The organism is Clostridium taeniosporum (assembly GCF_001735765.2).
Taxonomy (GTDB): domain Bacteria; phylum Bacillota; class Clostridia; order Clostridiales; family Clostridiaceae; genus Clostridium; species Clostridium taeniosporum.
Genome location: NZ_CP017253.2, coordinates 2,612,135 through 2,635,400 on the forward strand (window position 1 = coordinate 2,612,135; position 23,266 = coordinate 2,635,400).

Annotated in this window: 20 protein-coding genes and 1 riboswitch; of the genes, 5 read left to right on the forward strand and 15 right to left on the reverse strand. The window is 27.2% G+C overall.

The features are described from left to right. Positions 1-11: 11 nt before the first annotated feature. Together BGI42_RS12010 and BGI42_RS12015 are read right to left on the reverse strand one after the other, a co-directional pair. Complete coding sequence (locus BGI42_RS12010) at positions 12-992, reverse strand: nucleoside hydrolase (protein WP_069680524.1); 981 nt, start codon at positions 990-992, stop codon at positions 12-14. A gap of 270 nt (positions 993-1,262) precedes the next feature. Continuing rightward, a riboswitch (PreQ1 riboswitch) is annotated at positions 1,263-1,308 on the reverse strand. 77 nt (positions 1,309-1,385) lie between these two features. Continuing rightward, entirely contained in the window at positions 1,386-2,267 is an 882-nt protein-coding gene (locus BGI42_RS12015; protein WP_069680525.1) for a DMT family transporter, read from the reverse strand. 1,003 nt (positions 2,268-3,270) lie between these two features. On the opposite strand from BGI42_RS12015, the gene BGI42_RS12020 reads away from it, so the two are divergent. Together BGI42_RS12020 and BGI42_RS12025 are read left to right on the forward strand one after the other, a co-directional pair. Next, positions 3,271-3,813, forward strand: a complete 543-nt coding sequence (locus BGI42_RS12020) for an NADH peroxidase (RefSeq protein ID WP_069680526.1) — start codon at positions 3,271-3,273, stop codon at positions 3,811-3,813. A 47-nt stretch (positions 3,814-3,860) separates the two neighbouring features. After that, complete coding sequence (locus tag BGI42_RS12025; RefSeq protein ID WP_069680527.1) at positions 3,861-4,178, forward strand: DUF1540 domain-containing protein; 318 nt, start codon at positions 3,861-3,863, stop codon at positions 4,176-4,178. Between the two features lie 120 nt (positions 4,179-4,298). Here BGI42_RS12025 and BGI42_RS12030 read toward each other — a convergent pair whose 3' ends face one another. The 7 genes from BGI42_RS12030 to BGI42_RS12060 all read right to left on the reverse strand — a co-directional run bounded on the left by BGI42_RS12030 (position 4,299) and on the right by BGI42_RS12060 (position 12,446). Next, positions 4,299-4,472 carry a FeoB-associated Cys-rich membrane protein gene (locus BGI42_RS12030; RefSeq protein ID WP_084023887.1) on the reverse strand — a complete coding sequence of 58 codons (174 nt, stop codon included), beginning with the start codon at positions 4,470-4,472 and terminating at the stop codon, positions 4,299-4,301. A gap of 60 nt (positions 4,473-4,532) precedes the next feature. Continuing rightward, a complete protein-coding gene (feoB, locus tag BGI42_RS12035; RefSeq protein ID WP_069680528.1) occupies positions 4,533-6,683 on the reverse strand; it encodes a ferrous iron transport protein B in 2,151 nt (716 codons plus the stop codon). A gap of 71 nt (positions 6,684-6,754) precedes the next feature. Continuing rightward, a complete protein-coding gene (locus BGI42_RS12040) occupies positions 6,755-6,976 on the reverse strand; it encodes a FeoA family protein (protein ID WP_069680529.1) in 222 nt (73 codons plus the stop codon). A 13-nt stretch (positions 6,977-6,989) separates the two neighbouring features. Further along, positions 6,990-7,199 carry a FeoA family protein gene (locus tag BGI42_RS12045; RefSeq protein WP_069680530.1) on the reverse strand — a complete coding sequence of 70 codons (210 nt, stop codon included), beginning with the start codon at positions 7,197-7,199 and terminating at the stop codon, positions 6,990-6,992. A gap of 411 nt (positions 7,200-7,610) precedes the next feature. Next, on the reverse strand, positions 7,611-8,945 hold the full coding sequence (locus BGI42_RS12050; protein ID WP_069680531.1) for a CoA-disulfide reductase: 1,335 nt from the start codon (positions 8,943-8,945) through the stop codon (positions 7,611-7,613). 647 nt (positions 8,946-9,592) lie between these two features. Continuing rightward, positions 9,593-10,222 (reverse strand): HAD family hydrolase, encoded by a 630-nt coding sequence (locus tag BGI42_RS12055; protein WP_069680532.1) that lies wholly within the window; start codon positions 10,220-10,222, stop codon positions 9,593-9,595. A 211-nt stretch (positions 10,223-10,433) separates the two neighbouring features. Then, positions 10,434-12,446, reverse strand: coding sequence for a M13-type metalloendopeptidase (locus BGI42_RS12060; protein ID WP_069681084.1), 2,013 nt, complete (start codon positions 12,444-12,446; stop codon positions 10,434-10,436). 262 nt (positions 12,447-12,708) lie between these two features. Between BGI42_RS12060 and BGI42_RS12065 the strand changes: the two genes are divergently transcribed. From BGI42_RS12065 to BGI42_RS12075, 3 genes are read left to right on the forward strand one after another with little or no spacing between them, the layout of a single operon-like run. Beyond that, entirely contained in the window at positions 12,709-12,861 is a 153-nt protein-coding gene (locus BGI42_RS12065; protein WP_242984769.1) for a spore coat associated protein CotJA, read from the forward strand. 14 nt (positions 12,862-12,875) lie between these two features. After that, on the forward strand, positions 12,876-13,127 hold the full coding sequence (locus tag BGI42_RS12070) for a spore coat protein CotJB (protein WP_069680533.1): 252 nt from the start codon (positions 12,876-12,878) through the stop codon (positions 13,125-13,127). Between the two features lie 16 nt (positions 13,128-13,143). Then, the gene (locus BGI42_RS12075) at positions 13,144-13,707 is read left to right on the forward strand and encodes a manganese catalase family protein (RefSeq protein WP_069680534.1); all 564 of its coding nucleotides are present in this window, start codon (positions 13,144-13,146) and stop codon (positions 13,705-13,707) included. A 93-nt stretch (positions 13,708-13,800) separates the two neighbouring features. On the opposite strand, the gene BGI42_RS12080 is transcribed toward BGI42_RS12075, so the two are convergent. From BGI42_RS12080 to BGI42_RS12105, 6 genes are all read right to left on the reverse strand, one after another. Beyond that, positions 13,801-15,018 (reverse strand): IS701 family transposase, encoded by a 1,218-nt coding sequence (locus tag BGI42_RS12080; protein WP_069679528.1) that lies wholly within the window; start codon positions 15,016-15,018, stop codon positions 13,801-13,803. A 397-nt stretch (positions 15,019-15,415) separates the two neighbouring features. After that, positions 15,416-16,807: an NADPH-dependent glutamate synthase gene (gltA, locus tag BGI42_RS12085; protein WP_069680535.1), complete on the reverse strand. Its 1,392-nt coding sequence runs from the start codon at positions 16,805-16,807 to the stop codon at positions 15,416-15,418. Beyond that, on the reverse strand, positions 16,807-17,694 hold the full coding sequence (locus tag BGI42_RS12090) for a sulfide/dihydroorotate dehydrogenase-like FAD/NAD-binding protein (RefSeq protein ID WP_069680536.1): 888 nt from the start codon (positions 17,692-17,694) through the stop codon (positions 16,807-16,809). Before BGI42_RS12090 ends, gltA begins: the two co-directional genes overlap by 1 nt. A gap of 172 nt (positions 17,695-17,866) precedes the next feature. Beyond that, complete coding sequence (gene smpB, locus BGI42_RS12095) at positions 17,867-18,337, reverse strand: SsrA-binding protein SmpB (RefSeq protein ID WP_069680537.1); 471 nt, start codon at positions 18,335-18,337, stop codon at positions 17,867-17,869. A 104-nt stretch (positions 18,338-18,441) separates the two neighbouring features. Continuing rightward, the gene (gene rnr, locus BGI42_RS12100) at positions 18,442-20,652 is read right to left on the reverse strand and encodes a ribonuclease R (protein ID WP_069680538.1); all 2,211 of its coding nucleotides are present in this window, start codon (positions 20,650-20,652) and stop codon (positions 18,442-18,444) included. A gap of 400 nt (positions 20,653-21,052) precedes the next feature. Beyond that, complete coding sequence (locus BGI42_RS12105; protein WP_069680539.1) at positions 21,053-23,080, reverse strand: sodium-translocating pyrophosphatase; 2,028 nt, start codon at positions 23,078-23,080, stop codon at positions 21,053-21,055. Between the last annotated feature and the right edge of the window lie 186 nt (positions 23,081-23,266).

The window sequence follows — 23,266 nt, forward strand, 5'->3', positions numbered from 1 at the left end:
TTTAATATTGCTTAATTACCGTACTTTGAATTATTTAATATATTTAAAATATCTTTTTTATATTCTGGGAATAATTTTGTTAAAAACATTTCCATAAAAGCTTTTGAATTTACTTCCGTTAATACCAAACAATTTGGTTTCTTTCTATAAAAATCCCCTTCATCTACTAAACTCATGCCAATTGCTTTTCCCTCTGTAACTATATCAACATAATATTCTTTTCCACTACAAAGACTTGTATCTATAAAATAAGCTATTGCTAATGGATCATTTATTACGCACCCCAAAGTTTTTTCTTGCTTCCAATGAAAATCAACATAAAATCTTGTTATTTTAACAATTAAATCAGCTAATGAATTTTTAAATTGCTTTAACATTTCTATATAGTTAGGAGTTAATATAATTTCTCTTGTTACATCTAATCCAACCATAGTAATTTTTTTATTAAGTTCATTAAAAACTTTCTCTGCCCCATGTGGATCTACCCAAAAATTAAATTCAGCTACTTGAGAACAATTTCCAAAGCTCTTAAAAGCTCCCCCCATCAGAACTAACTCTTTCATTTTTCTTGTTGTTTCTTTATCCTTTTCTAAAGCTTTAGCAATATTAGTTAATGGACCTATAGCTATTATTGATAATTCATCCTCTTTTTTTAAAGATTCTAAGATAAATTCTACTGCACCTTCTCTATAACTAACCTCTTCTACTTTTGGTAAAAATGTTTCCCCAAGTCCATCTTCTCCATGAGTGTCTTCTGCTGTGATTAATTTTCTTATTAAAGGTTCACCATCGCCTATGTACACAGGAATATCTAACCTATTAAGTTCCTTTAATATTTTAAGAGCATTTTCTGCACCTTTTTTAGCATGAACATTTCCAGAAACAATAGTTATTCCTTTTACTTCTACTTCCTCTGATTTTAGTGCAAGCATTATTGCTAATGAATCATCAATTCCAGGATCACAATCTATTATTACTTTTTTCCTTTTCACTAAAATTTCTCCTTTCATAATTATTGTTTAATAATTCTTGATTACTTCTTAAGATTTAATAAGTAACTATTAATTTTCTGAAATTAAAAACACTCATAACTTATATAAAATAAAAGCTATGCCTTAAACGTGTATTAATATATATAAAAGCAAAGTAACATTGTAATTAGGTTTGTAGAATCCTTAACTTTACTTAAAATATAAACACGCTACTAAAACATAGCCAAACTAAAAAGTCGCACCAACCATGCGACTTATTAAATCTTATTTAATTGCCTAGTTTTTTATAGAGGGATGGTCTTCGAACCTCTACCACTTTTTTGATAAAGTGGTTTTTTTTATTAAATTTTCAAATTGAGTATATCAAATATTTAAATTATTTTCAAGTAATATTTATTTATTTTCAACCTTATCTAATTTTTTATTATACATAAATATATATAATGAAGCTGTAAATACTACTAAATATCCTATAACGCTTAAATAATCTGGTAATGCTCCAAATATAACTAAACTTATTATGGCTGAGAATAATATATTTGAATAATCAAATATTGATATTTCTTTAGCTGGTGCATATTTATACGCTAAAGTTATTCCAAATTGACCTACACTTGCAAAAACCCCTGCAAGTATTAAATAACTTAACTGTATTACTGTCATTGACTTATATGATATCATCATAAATGGAAACAATACTACTGCTGAAAAAGTTGAAAAATAAAATACTACTGTATAATGTTTTTCTTTCCCTCCAAGTACTCTAAGGCAAGTATATGCTGCTGCTGCAAATATAGACCCTCCAACTCCTACTAAAGCTGATATTGCTTCAAGATTAAATGATGGTTTTATTATAAATAACGCTCCTAAAAATGCAATTATTAAAGATATAATTTGTTTTGTATTTATCTTTTCTCTTAAAAATAATGCCGAAAAAATAATTACGAAGAAAGGACTTAATTTATTTAACATATTAGCATCTGATAAAACTAACTTATCTATTGTATAAAAATTTAATACTATTCCTAATGTTCCAAATAAGGATCTTAATATAAGTATTTTCTGATTTTCTATTTTTCCAAAAAACCTCTCTTTATGTTTAATTATTAAACCTAATGCAATTAAACTTGCAACTAAATTTCTAAAAAAAGCTTTTTGAAAAGATGGTAAATCACCTGAAAGCTTAACAAAAGCTGACATCATTGCAAATCCAAATGCTGATAATATTATAAATATTATTCCTTTACTTCTATTACTTAAATTTTCTAAACTCATAATTTCCTCACTTTCTTAACTAAATAAAACTCTCTATATATTTTTTATATAATTTATTTATATTTAATTATTTTCATTAACTATCATAACATATTAAGTTCTCTTCTTTTAAATTTAGTGAAAATTTAAAATTGTATTTATCTTAACATCTCTTAATTGTTGTATTTAATATTGACTATTTATAATGAGCATTTTTTGAAAATATATCTTAAAATAAAAACTGTTGATAATCAAGTTACCAACAGCTTTTATTTTAATACGTATGATTTAATTTTAATATATAATTTGATGAAATGTACTTTATTCTTAGGGAGAACAGAAAAAATTCATAACTAAATGATATGGTCACGCAATTTCTCATTTAGTATATTAGTATTTTGAGTGTGTGCTTTTATACTTTTTAATTTATTTTTTTCTTAGTACACTTCATAAAATTTTTGTGATTTTTTTGTGTATAGCAATAATTTTTCTCACATGTCATTGAATGAGTTTTTGTTTTTGAGATTGATTCTCAATTACAATATTATAATATCTCTATTTAATGATATTGTCAATACTTTATTTGAATTTTTTTATTTTATTTTTAATATAATAAAAAAACAAAAATTCATACTATAACTATACGTTTAATTGCTAAATCAAATCTAACATTATAATATCGATTATATTAATCTAAAATATTAAAATTTTTTCATACTTAAGTCTAATATTTTAGCTGAATAAGTTATCCACCCTACTGATATATAATCTACTCTAACTTAGCTATTTTTATATTATATATACTTGCGTTACTACCATTTTTTATCTTCAATACATCAACAATATAAAACAATTTAGAGTTACGATATTTAAATAAATATTTTTTGCTTTTTAAGGGAATACTTTTATTGTGTGTTAATAAATAGGTTAATAGATTATTATTTAATCTTCACTCATATTAAATTAATCTAAATATATATTTAGATTAAAATTTATAATAAATATTTTTTAGGAGGAACGTTTGATGAAAAAGTTTGTTTGTACAGTATGTGGTTATATTCATGAAGGAGATACCCCACCTGAAATTTGCCCTGTTTGTAAAGTAGGTGCAGATAAATTTATTGAAATGAAAGATGATATGGCTTGGGCTGATGAGCACAAAATAGGAATAGCAACTGGTATCCCTAGTGAGCTTATAGATGATTTAAGAGCTAATTTCACTGGTGAATGCACTGAAGTCGGAATGTATTTAGCAATGTCTCGCCAAGCAGACAGAGAAGGCTATCCAGAAGTTGCAGAAGCTTATAAGAGAATTGCTTTTGAAGAAGCTGAACATGCTTCTAAATTTGCTGAAATACTAGGCGAAGTGGTTGTTCCTGATACAAAAGCAAATTTACAAGCTAGAGTTGAAGCTGAATTTGGTGCATGTGATGGTAAAAAGAAATTAGCTACATTAGCTAAAAAAGAAAATTTAGATGCTATACATGATACTGTTCATGAAATGTGTAAAGATGAAGCTAGACATGGTAGAGCCTTTAAAGGACTATTAGATAGATATTTTAAATAAAACCATTTAAAAATATATAAAATATTATTTTAAGAGGAGTGTTTTTAATGCAAAAAATTAATTGTGACGTAAATAATTGTTCTCATAACTGTTCTGGTACTTGTTATGCTAACCGTGTTGATATAGGTGGAAATTCTGCACAAAAAGATTGTGATACTTGTTGTGGATCTTTTTTAGACAAAAAACTTTATAGTGATTTAACCAATAACTCAAATAGCTCTGGAGAATGTGATTGTTTAGTTTGTACTGTAAAAACTTGTACTCACAACCGTAATAATCTTTGCGATTTATCTTCAATACATGTTAGTGGATCAAAGCCAAATATGTATACAGAAACTAATTGTGCAAGTTTTAAAAATAAATAATAGTTAATATAAAAATAAGCTCTAAATACTTTTAAAAGATTTAGAGCTTATTTTTTATATTAATTATTTTATAAAATTTAAAATAATTTACTATTATAGATTTAATAAAACAACTAAATTTTATTTTATAGTTATACCGTTATTACCTTTACTGTGGCAAATAGCTGCTGATGAACATCCTGAACATCCACAACCACATCCACCTTCACCCTTTTTAGATTTTCTTATACGGTTTACTATTACTAGCGCCATTAAGAAAAATATGATACCAGCTATTATAATTGTAGCTAACATAAATACCACTTCCCTTTATAAAATTTATTAGTAGATAACCTGTCTACAATTATCTACTAATTATTTTGTATAGCTTAGTTGAACTTTACCATTCATACTTGTTTCCTTTTTAGCTGATAATAAAATTCCTATTATTATTACTAATACTATAGCAATTGATATAACTGCTCCTACTACACTTCCACTATAGAACAATGCATTACCTACTTGATTTATTAATAATGCAACAAGATATGCTGTTCCTGTTTGGAATCCTAATGTAATCCAAGTCCATTTCCATGAACCCATTTCTCTTTTTATAGCACCAATTGCTGCAAAACATGGTGCGCAAAGCATATTAAAGGCTATGAAAGCAAATGCACTTACTGCTGTAAACATTCCTGCTACATTCATAATAAGTGTTGGATCTTCTTCTGTTGCTTCTGCAATACCAAATAATATTCCAAAAGTAGCTACAACATTTTCTTTTGCTACAAGTCCAGTAATTGTGGCAACAGCAGATTGCCAATTTCCAAAACCTAATGGTGCAAAAATTGGTGCAAAAACACTTCCTATACTAGCTAATATACTTTCACTAGCATCTACCATTTCTAATGACCAATTAAATGATTGCATAAACCAAATTGCTCCACAAGCAACAAATATAATTGTACCAGCTTTTATAATAAATGCTTTTCCTCTATCCCACATATGCATAAGAACACTTTTTAAAGTTGGAATATGGTATTGTGGAAGTTCCATAACAAAAGGAGCTGGTTCTCCTTTAAATAATTTAGTTTTCTTTAAAAGAATTCCACAAATAATTATCATTATAATTCCTAAGAAATAAACTGACGGTGCTACCCATGATGCTCCACCAAATATTGCACCTGCAAACAATGCTATTATTGGAACTTTAGCGCCACATGGTATAAAAGTTGTTAACATAATAGTCATTTTTCTATCTCTATCATTTTCCATAGTACGAGTCGCCATAATTCCTGGGACTCCACATCCAGAACTTATAAGCATAGGTATAAAAGATTTTCCTGAAAGTCCGAATTTACGGAATATTCTATCCATTATAAACGCTACACGTGACATATATCCACAGTCTTCAAGAAGTGATAATAAAAAGAATAATATCATAATTTGTGGTACAAATCCTAATACTGCTCCTACGCCACCAATTAATCCATCAACGACTAATCCTTGTAACCAATCTGCTACACCTAAACCTTCAAGCCAAGTTGAAACATTTCCACTTATAATATCTCCAAACAATGTATCATTAGTCCAATCAGTAACTATAGTTCCAAGTGAACTTACTGCTATGTAGTATACTCCCCACATAATTAATGCAAAAATAGGCAATGCCAAAAATCTGTTTGTAACAATCTTATCAATTTTATCTGATGTAGTTTCATCATTTTTGCTATTTTTTCTTACTGTTTTAGAAATTACTTTTCCAATAAAATCATATCGTTCTCCAGTGATTATACTTTCACTATCATCATCAAATTCATTTTCACATTTTTTAGTTATATTTTCTGCTTTCTCCAAGATTTCTTTTGAGAATTTATTCTTTTCTAGAATGTTCTTATCACGTTCAAAAAGCTTAATTGATAACCATCTAGAATTTATTGTTTTATTAAAATCACTTCTACTTAAAATATTTTCAATATTATTAATTGGATTTTCTACTTCTTGTGATAGTTCTAATTTAAAATTATTAATATTTGATTCTTTTGAAATTTCAATTGCTTTTTCAACAACTTTTTTGATACCTTGTCCTTTTATAGCAGATGTTTCAATAACTGGACACCCTAATGATTGAGAAAGTTTTTCTATATTTATCTTATCTCCATTCTTTTTAACAATATCCATCATATTAAGTGCTACAACTGTTGGAATTCCTAATTCTAAAACTTGAGTAGTTAAATATAAATTTCTTTCAATATTAGATGCATCAACTATGTTAATTATTGCATCCGGTTTATCATTTACCATAAAATCACGTGTTACTACTTCTTCAAGTGTATAAGGTGAAAGTGAATATATCCCTGGTAAATCTACAATTTCAACTTCCTTATTCCACTTTAATTTACCACCTTTTTTTTCAACTGTTACCCCTGGCCAGTTACCTACATATTGTGTTGATCCTGTTAGGTCATTAAACATAGTAGTTTTTCCACAATTGGGATTACCCGCAAGACCTATCTTTATTGACATTTGTCTTCCCCCTTAATTTATATAGATTATCATTCTCATTGAATAACTTTATAAAATTAACTTAATATTTCTTATCCTACCACTATCATTTCTGCATCAGCTTTTCGAAGTGATAATTCATAATTTCTAACTCTTACTTCAATAGGATCTCCAAGTGGTGCTACTTTACGTACAAATATTTCACATCCTTTAGTTATTCCCATATCCATAATACGTCTTTTTATAGGACCTACCCCTTGTATTTTTAGTACATTAACAGTTTGTCCACATTTAACATCTTTTAATGTATTCATTAATATTTCCTCCCTAAACTATTATTCTACTAGCTATAGATTTATCTAATGCTACTCTACTGCCTTTTACTTTTATTATTAAACTGCCTGCTATTTCAGAAATAATATTTACAGTTTCTCCTACAATAAATCCTAAACTTGATAGAAACTTTTTTGTTTCATCATTACCTCTAATTTTTTTAATTGACATATTTTGTCCTGTATTTGCTAATATTAATGGCATATTTGTTCCTCCTCATATTGTGTATTATACAAAAAATATATAATACAGTTATTATGAAAATGAATGATCTTTTCTATTGATAATTATTATCATGATATGATTATAGCACTTTTGTCCAGGATTGAAAATGATTTTCATTAATTTTTCTGCATTTTTAACTTTTATTCATAAAAAAGGTTTTATAACTATAATATTAATATTTTAATAACCTAATATATACACTTTTCATAATTTTTCTAATTAAGGTAATCTATATAGATGAGAATTTTTAAATTAATAAAGAGTATTAACTAAAAATATAGTTAATACTCTTTGATTCTAAACCTCATTTACATATATAATATCAATACGGTTATATTACTTATTAAAATTTATTCTTATATTAATATTTAAGTTTTATCATGTTATTTATTACTTGCACACATTTCCTGCAACATTTAGTACATCCCACGTTCTTGAAAATGGAGGCGAATAACATAAATCAAGCATACCTAGTTCTTTGGTGGTTAGTTTTCCAAATATACATGCAGCAATAATGTTAACTCTTTGCACAGCATCCTTATATCCTGCCACTTGTCCTCCTAATATCTTTTTACTTTTAGATTCATAAATTAACTTAACATATATCTTATTTTGACCTGGATAATAATTTGTTTGATTCATATCGGTTATAAATTTAGCTTTATAGTCTATTCCTATCTCTTTAGCCTTTTCTTCTGTTATACCTGTTCTCCCTGCTTCCATATCTAAAATTTTTATACAACTAGATGATAATGATCCTTGAAATGTCAAATTAGCTCCACCTAAGTTTTCCCCAACAATACGTCCAAGTTTATTAGCTCCTGTCGCAAGTGGAACATAACTTCTTTCATTTGTAATTACTTGATTTATTGTAGCGCAATCCCCTGCTGAATACACGTCTTCAATTGAAGTTCTACCATACTCATCTACAATAATTGCTCCATTGGGTAGCATATCTATACCACTGTCTTTAATAAATTCTGTGTTAGGTTTAACTCCAGTGGCTATAATTACTATATCAACATTTATTTCTCTTTTATTGGTACGTAATTTACTTACTTTATCATTTCCTATAAGTTCACTAACTGTTTCTTGTAAATATAAATTTACACCTTTATTTTTTAATTCTTGTTCTAGCACATCAGTAATTTCTTTGTCAAAAACATCTTTTAATATTCTATCTTCTAATTGAAACACCGAAACTTCTTTTCCATAACTTTTAGCTGCTTCTACTGCTTCTAACCCAATAAATCCTGCTCCTATTATTGCTATACTTTTGTTATTCTCTTCCATTAAAAGTTTTTTTAATACTTTTCCATCATCCATGTTTTTTAATGTGTATACATTATTCAAATTAATATTTTTGATTGGTGGAACTATACTACTTGCTCCTGTAGCTATCATCAACTTATCATATTTATCATCAAATATAGAATCTGAATTTAAATTTTTTACCTTAACTAATTTATTTTTAAAGTCTATATTAATAACTTCATGATTGTTTTTTACATCTACTCCACTTTTTATGAATTCTTCTGGTGTTCTTGCAATCATATTTTGTGAATTTTCGAAAAAATTTCCTATAAAATAAGGTAAGCCGCAAGCACCAAAAGACACTATATTAGATTTTTCATAGATTACTATTTCTGCATTTGGATTTACTCGTCTCAATTTGGCAGCTGCACTAGTTCCAGCTGCTATACCTCCAACAATTATTACTTTCATTTTTTCCTCCTATATATTAAATATTGAAACTTATCTTAATTATTATTTTTTATTAAATAATAATAATTTTTATTTAATTAGTCAATATTCTTATCAAATTACTCATATTTATTTTTAATGATTTCTATTCTTCAATTGAAAATATTAGTTTAAAAGATAAAAAATATATTTCTTACAAACTAAAACATTTAAATAATATTATAAATAATTTGTACTAAAAAATTCATATGTAAACTCATAATTAAGTTATAAATAAAAGATCAACTATATAATATACATAAATATTCTGTCTTCTTTTAAATTAATTAGTATGCTAAAATAATTTATATGGTAAATATTTTAAAAAGAGGTGTTGATTGTGGATCGCATGAAATCAATGTTAGTCACTGTTGGTATTATACTGGTATATTCAGTGGGCGTTGCATTAATCTATAAGTTATATAAAAAATTTTCTCCTCCAAAAAAGTAGATATACTTTTTATAAATATAATTATTTTAAAAAAGATATGGAATCAATGAAAACGATTAATTCCATATCTTTTTATTTACTATGTTTTATAAAATATTTATATATGGATAAATAAAATATATTAATCAATTAAACTTTACCTATCCATATATATATAAATATTTAAAACATATCATTACTAATATTTTGTATTATTAATATTTAATAATTCTTTAAAATTATTAATCTTATAATCATATTTATCTACATCTCCAAATCCATAACTTGCATATATAAAAGGAATCCCTGCTTTTTCACTTGCTACTTTATCCCATTTAGTATCCCCCACATATGCTGAATTGCTTAGTCTATTTCTCTCCATTACTATTCTTATATTTTTAGCCTTTTCTAATCCTGTTCTACTTGGGTCTTCAAAATCTTTAAAATATTCCTTCAAATTATGTGTTTCTAAAAAACATTGTATATATCCATTTACACAATTACTAACTATAAATAATTTATACTTTTTTGATAACTCTTTTATTGTATTTTGTAATTCAGGATATAATTTTCCACCCTTTTTCAGCAAATATTTCAATTCAATCCTAGTACACTCATCTATTAATTCTTTTCGTGTTTTGTCATTTAAAGTTGGAAAAAACTTTTCTAAGATATCTTCCATAGTCATTCCCATAACACTTTTAATTTCTTTTAATGTCATGCCTTGTTTTGTCTCTTCATATTTTGAAAAAACTTCATTCCAGCATATATAAAAAGCTTCTGTAGCATCCCACAAGGTTCCATCTAAATCAAATATAAGACTATCCATAATCTCGCCTTCCTTCTGTGCCTAAAAATTAATACTTTTTTATAAGTAAATAATGATTTTCTTCTTGACCATGAACATATAATATTATTTTTCCTATATTATTAAGTATAATACTACTTATAATTTTAAATTTTTTAATAAAAAATAATACTGACCTTATTTTATAATGTGAATTAATTTTAAATTTTATTCTAAAAACAATCTACTATAACTACCATATTTTTAATCTATCTTTTACTTTTAAATACATACCATCATTTTCAGTTACATTATAAAGTTTATAAAATTTTTCAAACTGTTTTAAAACTGTATTTACTCTAATCTCACCAGGAGAATGGCTATCTGTTTTTAATAATAATGTCTTATATTCATCACTAGTTACATCTCTCCAAATAGTAGCAAAATTTCTAAAGAACTCATCATAATTTGCATTAGGACTTTTCTCTAAAATATCAAGCATACAAGTCATAGAACCAATATCTGCTATATTTTCTCCTAAAGTAATCTGCCCATCTAATTTCATTCCAGGTAAAACTTCTATATTACCATAAAACTCTTTTATTTTTTTAATTCTATCTTCATACTTTCTATAATCCGAATCTGTCCACCAATTTTTTATTTCTCCATTTTCATCAAATTTAGCTCCGTTATTGTCAAATGCATGAGTAATTTCGTGTCCAATGATAATTCCTAATCCACCTAAATTCTTTTCCTTACTTTCATTTATGTTATAAAAAGGTGATTGCAATATAGCAGCAGGAATTGTTATTTCGTTAGTGTTAGCATCATAATACGCATTAACATCTTCTGGTGATATTAAATTAAAAGGTTCTTTGGAGTTAATTGGCTTTTTGTATGAAAATTTTTCTAAACTTATTATGTTTTCTAAAAGTGATCCCCCATCTTTGTATGATTTTATTTCCAGGTTTGAATAATTTGGCCATGTTTCTGGGCATCCTATATTTATTTTTATATTATTTAATTTTCTTATAGCATTCTCTTTAGTTGAATCACTCATCCAATCTAGATTTTTAATTCTATTTGTATAAACATCTATTATTTCTTCAGTGATTTTTTTAACATCATTTTTTATATTTTCATTAAAAATACTTTCTACATACAATTTACTTAAAGCTAAATTAAAATTTTTATTTACAAATTCTTTAGATTCCTCCCCTAAAGATGCTGGCTTAATTTCATATAATGATTTTTGTAAATTTAGATATTCATTTCTAAAACCTTCACTTAAATATCTACTTGCAGCAGAAATCATACCAACTTCAATATAATCTTTTATAAAACTTAAATTTTCTTCTGCATAAAGTTCATTTAATTTTTCTAACCATTTAGGTTCAAATACTACAATTTCATCTATATTATCATAATTAAGATTTTTTATTATACTAGCTAAATCTACATTATTTGAAAGTTTATTAATCTCATTAATACTATAAGTTTCATGATTTTTATCTCTATTATTATAATAATCTGCAAATTCTGTAACTCCAATTATTGATGATGCTAATTTGCTTTCAAAATAGAATGAATTTTCTACCTTTTTAATTGTCTCTTCTTTAGAATATCCACTTAACTTTAATATATTAACTAAATATTGCTTCATAATATCTTTATTTTTATTATGTTCCACTTGATTTTTATATTCATCTGAATCTCCTAAAGTTAATGTTGATGATGAAATATATAAAATATTTTTTTCACCATTATTTATATCACTTCCAACACTAAAATTAATTAAATTACTAAATATATTTATACTTGGATCTCCTAATAATTTTGTAATTTCATCTACACTTTTAGCATTTTTTATCTTATCTACATACTTTTTTATTGGTTTTGAACCTTGACTATTTCTTTCTTCTAAATTCATATAATTATTATATAAATTTATTATTTTCTTTTCATTAGTGTCATTAGAATACTTATCTTTATGTATTAATAAATTATCAAATATTTTTTTCACCTTAATATTAACTTTATCCTTAACTTCTGTAAATGTACTTTTAGCATCTTCATTATCTTTAAGTACTGAGTTTTTAAGCCACTCTTTATTAACAGCCTTATAAAAATTATCTTGTAATCTTATTTCATCATTACTTTTTGTAATTACTTCCCTTGCAAATACATTATAATTTATAAATGAATTTATAATAAATGCAAATAATATTAAAGTTAATGTACGTGTTGTTTTCTTATATTTTCTCATATTTATTCCTTTCATGATCCATAAATCTTACCATTTTATATTATATGTTAATTATACAAAAAACATCTACTTAATAATAGGATTGTTAAGCAGATGTTCAGTTATTTAAGATAAAATTAATATTTATATATATATATAGGTTATCTACAAACCTTCCAACGATATAATTTCTTAAATAATAAAAAAATCACTTTACGAATGCATATGCATATAATATTTATTGAGCAATCAAAATGAAAGGATAAAATATTTCATGTATAACATGTATAACTTTAAATTAAAAGAATATGCGCGTGCATATATATTACCTCAATGTTATGAAAATTTATTCACTTGTGTAGATGGATTTAAAAAAGGAACTATTTTTAAAGATCTTTATAAACCCTATAATGAAAATAAAAAATATAACTGCTAAGGAGGTAATATATTATGTATGAAAAAGACTTATTAGATAGTATAATGATTTATCAATTTTCTGCTATTGATCTAAATTTATTCCTTGATAATTTTCCTGATAATGAGGATGCAAAAAAAGACTATGATATAGTATCATCTAAATTAACTTGTTTAATCAATGAATATGAAAAAAACTTTGCTCCTTTAACCAATTTTGGTACTTCTGTTAAAGAAAATCCTCATGCTTGGGTAGAAAAACCTTGGCCTTGGGAAAAAGAAAATTAGGAGGGAATATTAACTTATGTGGTATTATGTTAAAACATTGCAATATCCAATAAATTTAAAATGCAAAGATCTTACTATGGCAAAATATCTTATTTCTCAATATGGTGGCCCTGATGGAGAATTAGGTGCTGCTCTTAGATATTTAAATCAACGTTATACTATGCCTACTGGAAAATCTAAAGGATTACTTACAGATATAGGTACAGAAGAAATGGGACATGTAGAGATGATTGCTACAATGGTTTATCAACTTATGGAAAACGCTACATTAGATGAACTTAAAGAAGCTGGTCTTGGAGGACATTATGTTGATCATGGTAAAGCACCATTTTATACAGATGCTACAGGAAACCCTTGGACTGCAACTTATATACAAGCAAAAGGTGATGTAATTGCAGATTTACATGAAGATATGGCAGCAGAACAAAAAGCTAGAGCAACTTATGAGCATTTAATTCAATTAACTGATGAACAAGATATTAAAGATATTTTAAAATTCTTAAGAGAGAGAGAAGTAGTACACTATCAAAGATTTGGAGAAGCTTTAATGAATGTTCAAGATCATTTATGTAAAAAATAAACATTCTTTAAATGATCAATTATTTTTAGTTCAAATCTAAATTAAATGCGTATTAATCTATTTTACTAGACTTGTGCAGTAAATAGGAAAAATTTAAGCTACTAGTCCTAATTTGGAAATAGTAGACTCTAGATTAATCCCGTTATCTGCACATTCATGTGCAAAAGCAACTATTTTTACCAAATAGTTGTTTCGGAAGTGTAATATTACATCACCGATATTTTTCAATTTATATAATTTACCATATTTAACTCTGAAAAGCTCAAGGAAAGTATACGTTAAAAATATCATACTCCAATATCTATGTATTGATTCTAAAGATTGAATTTGAAATTCATCAAAACCAAGAGCTGTTTTATGATATCTATAACTTACTTCAATATCCCAACGCTTTTCGTAGTATGAAATTATTGTTTTATTATCAAGTGAAACATCAGTACTTATAATGAATGCTGGCTTATCAGATAAATCACTTTTAGTCCAGCTTATAAGTACAACGGCATTTTCTATATCGTTGAGTTTTCCTTCATATCTATAAACGTAGTACTTGTTGTTACTAGCGGTAACTAAGCTAGTTTCATTAGTTCTAATGTATGAAGAAAACTCTTTTACATTTGTTTTAATGCCAGCAGGATATATCACTCTGTTAGATTTTATTCTACCGATAGTGTGACAACCATTTATTAAACCGTGAAGCAAAATTTTTGCTGAAGTATACCATGAATCAACTAATAAATAGTTGTTTTTAGTTGCAGGAGCAAATTCATTTATTAGTTCCATTGCAAGTTCATTTTTATCTAGAAATTTTTTAGATAGCTTTTTACTAGATTCCTTTCGGTGATATTGTTTGAAATTCAGAGGTATAGAATAATCATTAATCTTATAGTGGGATGTAACTAAGCAGTGAGACCACTTCGGTTTGTTACCATCAGCATGAGAATTGTGAAAATCTAAACCTTCAATTTTTTTACTTGAAGTATTTTTCTTACTCAAGGTATCATCAATAATTAGGAATCCAACATCACTATCTTCACAAGTATTGGAAATTTCAGAGATTGCATGAAATATGCATTCTTCCGTAACATATTCATGATTCCATGAATATGAACTTAGGAATCTTGAACCAGTACTTCTGTGTCGGTTAGATGTAATCTTATTGTAAGCTGAAGAAATAGTCTTATTTCCTTCGGTTACGATTATTCCAGATGTTAAATTTACCATATGATTCTTTAACGCAGAAGAATATGGAATATTTAACTCTAAAATATAGTTGCTAATAAATTCGTTTTGGTTTAATATTGTTGTCGGCATATAAATCTCCTTAGGTTTTAGTTTTGCAACAATAAATCTAGCATGTTTGAGGTTTATATGCTACTTTTTTATATAATTTTTCTTTTGGTAAAATATGAATTATAAACCAATGGTAAATTTTCTTAAATCAATGCACAAGTCAAGTATTTTAATTAACATAGACTATATGCATAAAATAAATTATAAAACTTTCATAATTTGAAGTTTTAAAAAATCTCTATAGGTTTATATCTATAGAGATTTTTTAATTATTTAATTAAATATTTGGTAGATTTAAACTTATATTCTAATATTATCTTTTAATTTTACTTGTAAGAAGGATTCATACTTTAATGAACACTCTAAAAAAATAAAATAACAATAATTTAATACAACCTTTCTTTATTTTGCTAGATGTTTATTTGCTTTGTAAATATTCATCTATAGCTTCTGCTGCTTTTTTACCAGCTCCCATTGCAAGTATTACTGTTGCAGCTCCTGTAACAGCATCTCCTCCTGCATAAACTCCTTCTTTAGTAGTTAAACCATTATCATCAGCAACTATACATTTCCATTTGTTAATTTCTAAACCTTCAGTTGTTGAAGAAATTAATGGATTTGGTGATGTTCCAAGGGACATTATTACTGTATCAACATCCATAATAAATTCAGAGCCTTTAATTTCCATTGGTCTTCTTCTACCAGAAGCATCTGCCTCTCCAAGTTCCATTTTTACACATCTCATTCCTTTTACCCATCCATTTTCATCAGTTAAAATTTCTTTTGGATTAGTTAATAAATCAAATATTATTCCTTCTTCTTTGGCATGATGTACTTCTTCAACTCTTGCGGGAAGTTCTGATTCACTTCTTCTATAAACTATATGACTTTCTGCTCCAAGCCTTAATGCAGTTCTAGCTGCATCCATAGCAACATTTCCACCACCAACTACAGCAACTTTTTTACCATTCTTAACAGGAGTATCATATTCATCTAAATATGCTTTCATTAAATTAACTCTTGTTAAAAATTCATTTGCTGAAAATACTCCATTTGCATTTTCACCTTGTATTCCCATAAATTTAGGAAGTCCTGCTCCTGAACCTATAAACACAGCTTCAAATTTTTCATCTTTAAAAAGTTCATCTATAGTTATAGTTTTACCTATTATAACGTTAGTTTCAATTTTCACACCTAACTTTTTAATATTTTCAACTTCATTTTTTACAACTTTCTCTTTAGGCAATCTAAATTCCGGAATACCATATTCTAAAACTCCACCTGCTTTATGAAGTGCTTCAAATATAGTAACATCATATCCTTTTTTTGCTAAATCACCAGCACAAGTTAATCCTGATGGACCACTTCCTATTACTGCAACTTTTTTACCATTTGAAGGAGCAGTTTTACTCAAATCAATATTATGTTCAGCTGACCAATCTGCTGTAAATCTTTCTAATTTACCAATTGATACTGAATCTCCTTTTATTCCAAGTACACATCTACCTTCACATTGACTTTCTTGAGGACATACTCTACCACAAACAGCTGGAAGTGCACTATACTTAGCTATTTCTTTTGCAGCTTCTTCAAACTTTCCATCTTTAACATGTGAAATAAATCTTGGAATATTTATAGATACTGGACACCCTTCTACACATTTGGGATTTTTACAATTTAAACATCTTGAAGCTTCTTTTTTAGCTTCTTCCTCATTGTATCCTAAACATACCTCTTCAAAATTTGTTGCTCTAACTTTTGCATCCTGTTCTCTTACAGGAACTTTAACCATTCTATCTTTCATATCCATTACTTATCACCTCCACAACCACAGCCACCATGACTATGCGTATCTCCTTCTTCAATCTTTAATTGTTCTCTACCTTCTTCTGTCTTATACATAGCTTGCCTTCTCATTGATTCATCAAAATCAACTAAATGTCCATCAAATTCTGGTCCATCAACACAAGCAAATTTAACTTCTCCACCAACAGTAACTCTACAAGCACCACACATTCCTGTGCCATCTACCATTACAGGATTTAAACTTACAGTTGTTTTTATACCAAGCTTTTTAGTTAATACAGCCATAAATTTCATCATTATCATAGGCCCAATAACCACTGCATGATCATATTTATTTCCTTTTTCAACTAAATTACTTAGACAATCAGTAACTCTACCATTAAATCCATAACTTCCATCATCAGTTGATATATATAAATTCCCAGCTACAGCTTTCATTTCTTCTTCTAATATTAACAGTTCTTTATTTCTAGCACCAATTATTACATCTACATCAATACCATTTTCTCGCATCCATTTAACTTGTGGATAAACCGGTGCTGCTCCAACTCCACCTGCTACAAAAATAATTTTTTTCTTTTTTAATTCTTCTAATTCTTCATGAATAAATTCACTTGGTTGTCCTAATGGTCCAACAAAATCACTTACATAATCATTAACTTTATATTGTGCTAATTCTTTTGTACTTTTCCCAACAGTTTGAAAAACTATTGTTACTGTTCCTTTTTTACTATCATAATCTGCAATAGTTAAAGGAATTCTTTCACCTTTTTCATCATTTTTTATTATTATGAATTGACCAGGTTTTGCTGATTTTGCTACTCTTGGAGCTTCTATATCCATTAAAAATATATTATTTGTAAGCTCCCTTTTACTAACTATCTTATACATCTCTATTCCCCCTGTTCAGATTTTATATCCATACTATAAATATACACCAATTTAACATTTTTTTGAAGTTGTCTTTGTTATTAATTTACTTAAATGTATATATTTAATTTGTAGGTTTACCTGTAAAATAAAAAAACTAGCTTAATGAAAACATCATTAAACTAGTTTTTTACTAATATCTATTTCTTTCTTTCATAGCTCTTTGCATTTCTCTATTATGAGCCTTTTCTAACATGGAATTTCTCTTATCGTAATCTTTTTTACCTTTACAAATTCCTAGGGATACTTTAACTTTTCCCTGCTTTAAATATAATGCTAATGGTATTAAAGTATATCCTTCTCTAGATACTAAACCCGCTAATTTAGCAATTTCAGCCTTGTGTAATAGTAACTTTTTTTCTCTTAATGGATCAACATTAAATATATTTCCTTGTTCATATGGACTTATATGCATACTTAATATGAAAATTTCTCCATTTTTTATATCCGCATAAGATTCTTTTAAATTAACTCTACCATTTCTAATAGATTTTACCTCAGTACCAACTAATGCAATACCAGCTTCAATAGTTTCTTCAACAAAATAATCATGCCTTGCTTTTCTATTTTCAGCTAAAGTATTTGAATTTTTTTTTCTTACCATTTAATCACCCACACATAATTATAAATTTTAATGCATAATTTAGGTTTAATACTAACTTATATAAAATTATAATATAACTAATATTTTTAATCAATGAATAGTATTTAATTAAGAATGGGCTCTTCTTCTGAAGACAATACTTCTTCTATAAATTCTTTACTATCTTCATTTTCCTCTTCATCATTTTTTTCTTCATTCTCTGCTAATATTAATTTAAAATAAACTTCTCTATTATCCAGATCTACTCTAACACATCTTACTCTTACATCATCACCAAGTTTATAAGTACTTTTAGTTCTTTCTCCAACTAATGAAAGATGTGCTTCATCAAATACATAATAATCATCATCTAATTCTGTAACATGGACTAATCCTTCAATTGTGTTAGGTAATTCAACAAATATGCCAAAAGATGTAACTGAAGATATCATTCCATCAAATTCTTCTCCTATCTTATCAAGCATATATTCAGCTTTCTTTAAATCATCAACTTCTCTTTCTGCTTCTTGAGCAACTCTTTCCTTTTCTGATGATTGTTTTGCTGCTACATCAACTATAGGAATTAATTTCTTATGTCTTGATTCGTCAATTTCTTTATTTAGATACTCTTTTATTATTCTATGAATTTGTAAATCTGGATATCTTCTTATTGGAGATGTAAAGTGACAGTAATACTGCGCTGCTAACCCAAAGTGTCCTATACATTCTGGAGCATAGCGAGCTTGCATCATTGATCTTAATAATAATGTACTTACAACAGTCTCTTCTTTCTTACCCTTAACTTCTTCTAATATATTTTGGAATGTGCTAGGATTTACTTCTTCATTCCAGTTAAATGTATATCCTAAATTATATATAAATTCTTTAAATTTAGTTAACTTTTCTTCATCTGGATTTTCATGAACTCTATATACAAATGGTAATTTACTCCAGAACATATGCTCCGCAACTGTTTCATTACAAACTAACATAAATTCTTCTATAATTCTATTAGCAATTTCACGTTCATAAGGTTTTATATCTATAGGTTTACCCATTTCATCTAATATTATCTTTGATTCTTCAAATTCAAAATCAATGGCTCCCCTTCTCATTCTTTTATTTCTTAATATAATACATAGCTCTTCCATTGATTTAAAGTCTTCATAAAGATAATCATATCTTTTTATTAACTCTTCATCATGATCTCTTAATATCTTAGTTACATCAGTATAAGTCATTCTTTCATTTGTTTTAATAACACTTTCCATAATTTCATGATCTATAACTTTTCCCTTATTATTTATTATCATAAAACAACTTAATGCTAATCTATCAACCTTTGGATTTAATGAACATATACCATTAGACAATTGTTTTGGTAACATAGGAATAACTCTATCTATTAAATATACAGAAGTACCTCTTTTTAAAGCTTCTTTATCTAATATATTATTTTCTCTAACATAATGAGTAACATCTGCAATGTGTACTCCTAATTTAAATGTTCCATCTTCTAATTTTTCTATAGATACAGCATCATCTAAATCTTTAGCATCCTCACCATCTATAGTTACCATTCTAATATTTCTTAAATCTGTTCTTCTTTTACATTCTTCATCACTTATAGTTTCAGGTATTTGATCAGCAAATTTTAAGACCTTTTTACTAAACGCTTCAGGTAAGCCAAATTTTCTTATTATAGTTAAAATATCAATACCTTTATCACCTTTTTTGCCCAATATATCTTTTATTATTCCTTCTGGACTTCTTTTTCTGTCAGGCCATTTAGTTATTTCTACTATAACTACATCCCCATCTTCGGCACCATTTCTATCTTTCTTAGATATAAATATATCTTGAGTTATTCTTGTATCTTCTGAAACAACAAATCCAAAATTTTTACTATCTTCATATATTCCAACTATTTTAGTAGTATTTCTTTCAAGAATTTTAACTACTTGCCCTTCTCTTTTTTTAGTATTTGAATTTTCTCTAGTTATTTGAACCTGTACCCTATCTCCATTTATTGCTCCCTTCATGCATGAGCTTGGAATAAAGACATCTTTTTCTCCTTCTGCATCTGGTATAAGAAAACCAAATCCCTTTGAGTGTGTTTGGAGTTTTCCTATAATTAACCCTACGCTTTCTGCTATAATATATTTATTATTTTTAGTTGTTGAAATCAAGCCTTCATTTTCCATAACTTTTAGTATCTTTTTAAAATCACCATATTCATGTGATTTTATATCAAAAACAAGAGCCAAGTCTTCAATAGTCATTGGATTGTATGCTGGTTCTCTCATAAAACTTAATAATGTTTCTTTTATTGTCATGACATTTCCTCCTGTTATATTAACTGATAGTAAATATTTCTATTATATTAAGTATATAGTACCATAATAACATTTTATAATATATATTTTTTATAATTATATTTATATTTAGTATTTGCTTATAAGCTTAAATTTATTTTATTATAAAAGAAAAAACTGCAAATTATTAATTTTTAGTTAAATCTAATTTGCAGTCTTCCTATTTATAATTAGACACATTCAAATAAATAACTAGTCAGTCTGCTAGTTTATTTTGTGAACTACTTCTTCCTTGGAACCTACTAATAGCATAACTATTAGCAGAATTCAAGTCATTGTATTTCAGAAAATGTACGTTGCATCTTTAACTTCTTATTTATTTTCATATGTCTTATTACATTATTATTTTAAAATATACTATTTATTTAATAAATAAATCTATCAAAACACCACCATATTTCAATATTACAGGAGCAAATACTACTGAAACTATTGTCATAAGTTTTATTAAAATATTCATAGACGGTCCTGATGTATCTTTGAATGGATCTCCAACTGTATCTCCAACAACTCCTGCTTTATGTGCATCACTACCTTTTCCTCCATGTACTCCACTTTCAATATACTTCTTAGCATTATCCCATGCACCACCTGCATTAGCCATCATAATTGCAAGCATAACACCAGTAACTACTCCTCCACCGATTAAGCCTGCTAAAGCTTCTGTTCCTAATAAAATACCTACTAATAATGGTACTAATATTGCTAATAATCCTGGAATTATCATTTCTTTCAACGCTGCATTTGTTGATATTGCAACACACTTTGAATAATCAGGTTTTTGAGTTCCCTTTAATATTCCATCATTTTCTTTAAATTGTCTTCTTACTTCTTCTACCATTTGTGTTGCAGCTTTTCCTACTGATTCCATTGTCAATGCTCCAAATAAGAATGGCAACATACCGCCAATAAAAATTCCAACTAATGTCAATGGATTAAGTAAGTTTATAGTCTCTAATTTTACTATTTGTGAATATGATGCAAAAAGTGCTAATGCAGTAAGTGCAGCTGAACCTATAGCAAATCCTTTTCCAATTGCTGCTGTAGTATTACCAACAGAATCTAGCTTATCTGTTATTTCTCTAATACTTTCATCTAGTTCACACATTTCTGCTATTCCACCAGCGTTATCTGCTATTGGACCATATGCATCAACTGCAACAGTTATTGCTGTTGTTGATAACATTCCTACAGCTGCTAATGATATACCATATAAACCCAAAGCAGTATCTCTAGATCCCCCTATAGCAAAAAATGATATTATTATTCCTATAGCAATTAATAATATTGGAATAACTGTAGACCTCATTCCTACAGATAATCCAGCGATTATATTCGTTGCAGGTCCAGTCTCTGATTCATTTGCTATAAATTTAACATACTTATAATCAGCTGAAGTATAATATTCTGTAATTTTACCTATTATCAACCCTACAAGCAATCCTGCTATTACAGGTAAAAATATTTTATAATTTCCAACTAAGTATTTACAAGCTATAAACCCTGCTATTAAAACTATTACCCCTGAAATTGTACTACCTAAATTTAAAGCTTTTTGTGGGTTATCTCCTTTATATCCTTTTACAAATATAATTCCTATTAATGATGCTATTATTCCTATTGATGATAAAACTAACGGAAAAATTACTATTTCTTTTCCTAATGTACTAGCTAATGCAGTTCCTAAAGTTAATGCAGATATAATTGAACCTACATAAGATTCAAATAAATCTGCTCCCATACCAGCTACATCTCCAACATTATCTCCAACATTATCAGCTATAACTGCTGGATTTCTTGGATCATCTTCTGGAATACCAGCTTCAACTTTCCCAACTAAATCAGCTCCTACATCAGCTGCTTTTGTATAAATTCCGCCACCAACTCTCGCAAATAAAGCAATAGACGATGCACCTAATCCAAATCCAGTTATATACTCTACATTTAAATCAAATGCAATTGAAAAAATACTCAATCCAGTTATGCCTAGGCCTACTACACATAAGCCCATTACTGTTCCACCTGAAAAAGCAACTGATAAAGCTTCTTTTATTCCACTTTTAGCTGCTTCTGTAGTTCTAACATTTGATTTTACAGCTATTCTCATACCAATATACCCTGCTGTTATTGAAAATAATGTACCAACTACAAATGCTATTGCTGTTCTATAATTTAAAAATAATAATATGGCAATGGCAACTACTATTATAAATACGCATAAATAAGAATATTCCTTTTTTAAAAATGCCATTGCTCCTTCTTCAATATAACCAGAAATTTCAACCATCTTTTTATTTCCAGGATTTTTTTTCAAAATATCCTTTACTAAAAAAAATACAACAATAAGAGCAATTAAACCAGCAATTAACGAAACGTATAATAGATTCATAATCTCCTCCTTATATTTTATTGGTTTATATATATATCATTTATTCTTACGTATATTTTTTATATTTTATGATAAAAAAAGATAATTACATCTGTCTATTTACTATAAATTATCATATTATCTGTCTATTAATATATAATTTTGTTTTCATATTTTTATTTAAGTAAACATGTATTATTTATAGAT

What these genes read in the sequence shown, in the direction of transcription:
- rnr (WP_069680538.1), bottom strand. Translation starts at nt 20,652, where the DNA reads ATGACAATAAAAGAAACATTATTAAGTTTTATGAGAGAACCAGCATAC.
- BGI42_RS12050 (WP_069680531.1), bottom strand. Translation starts at nt 8,945, where the DNA reads ATGAAAGTAATAATTGTTGGAGGTATAGCAGCTGGAACTAGTGCAGCT.
- gltA (WP_069680535.1), bottom strand. Translation starts at nt 16,807, where the DNA reads ATGGATATGAAAGATAGAATGGTTAAAGTTCCTGTAAGAGAACAGGAT.
- BGI42_RS12060 (WP_069681084.1), bottom strand. Translation starts at nt 12,446, where the DNA reads ATGAGAAAATATAAGAAAACAACACGTACATTAACTTTAATATTATTT.
- BGI42_RS12020 (WP_069680526.1), top strand. Translation starts at nt 3,271, where the DNA reads ATGAAAAAGTTTGTTTGTACAGTATGTGGTTATATTCATGAAGGAGAT.
- BGI42_RS12030 (WP_084023887.1), bottom strand. Translation starts at nt 4,472, where the DNA reads ATGTTAGCTACAATTATAATAGCTGGTATCATATTTTTCTTAATGGCG.
- BGI42_RS12070 (WP_069680533.1), top strand. Translation starts at nt 12,876, where the DNA reads ATGTATGAAAAAGACTTATTAGATAGTATAATGATTTATCAATTTTCT.
- feoB (WP_069680528.1), bottom strand. Translation starts at nt 6,683, where the DNA reads ATGTCAATAAAGATAGGTCTTGCGGGTAATCCCAATTGTGGAAAAACT.
- BGI42_RS12025 (WP_069680527.1), top strand. Translation starts at nt 3,861, where the DNA reads ATGCAAAAAATTAATTGTGACGTAAATAATTGTTCTCATAACTGTTCT.
- BGI42_RS12090 (WP_069680536.1), bottom strand. Translation starts at nt 17,694, where the DNA reads ATGTATAAGATAGTTAGTAAAAGGGAGCTTACAAATAATATATTTTTA.
- BGI42_RS12080 (WP_069679528.1), bottom strand. Translation starts at nt 15,018, where the DNA reads ATGCCGACAACAATATTAAACCAAAACGAATTTATTAGCAACTATATT.
- BGI42_RS12040 (WP_069680529.1), bottom strand. Translation starts at nt 6,976, where the DNA reads ATGAATACATTAAAAGATGTTAAATGTGGACAAACTGTTAATGTACTA.
- smpB (WP_069680537.1), bottom strand. Translation starts at nt 18,337, where the DNA reads ATGGTAAGAAAAAAAAATTCAAATACTTTAGCTGAAAATAGAAAAGCA.
- BGI42_RS12065 (WP_242984769.1), top strand. Translation starts at nt 12,709, where the DNA reads ATGTATAACTTTAAATTAAAAGAATATGCGCGTGCATATATATTACCT.
- BGI42_RS12045 (WP_069680530.1), bottom strand. Translation starts at nt 7,199, where the DNA reads ATGCCATTAATATTAGCAAATACAGGACAAAATATGTCAATTAAAAAA.
- BGI42_RS12105 (WP_069680539.1), bottom strand. Translation starts at nt 23,080, where the DNA reads ATGAATCTATTATACGTTTCGTTAATTGCTGGTTTAATTGCTCTTATT.
- BGI42_RS12075 (WP_069680534.1), top strand. Translation starts at nt 13,144, where the DNA reads ATGTGGTATTATGTTAAAACATTGCAATATCCAATAAATTTAAAATGC.
- BGI42_RS12055 (WP_069680532.1), bottom strand. Translation starts at nt 10,222, where the DNA reads ATGGATAGTCTTATATTTGATTTAGATGGAACCTTGTGGGATGCTACA.
- BGI42_RS12015 (WP_069680525.1), bottom strand. Translation starts at nt 2,267, where the DNA reads ATGAGTTTAGAAAATTTAAGTAATAGAAGTAAAGGAATAATATTTATA.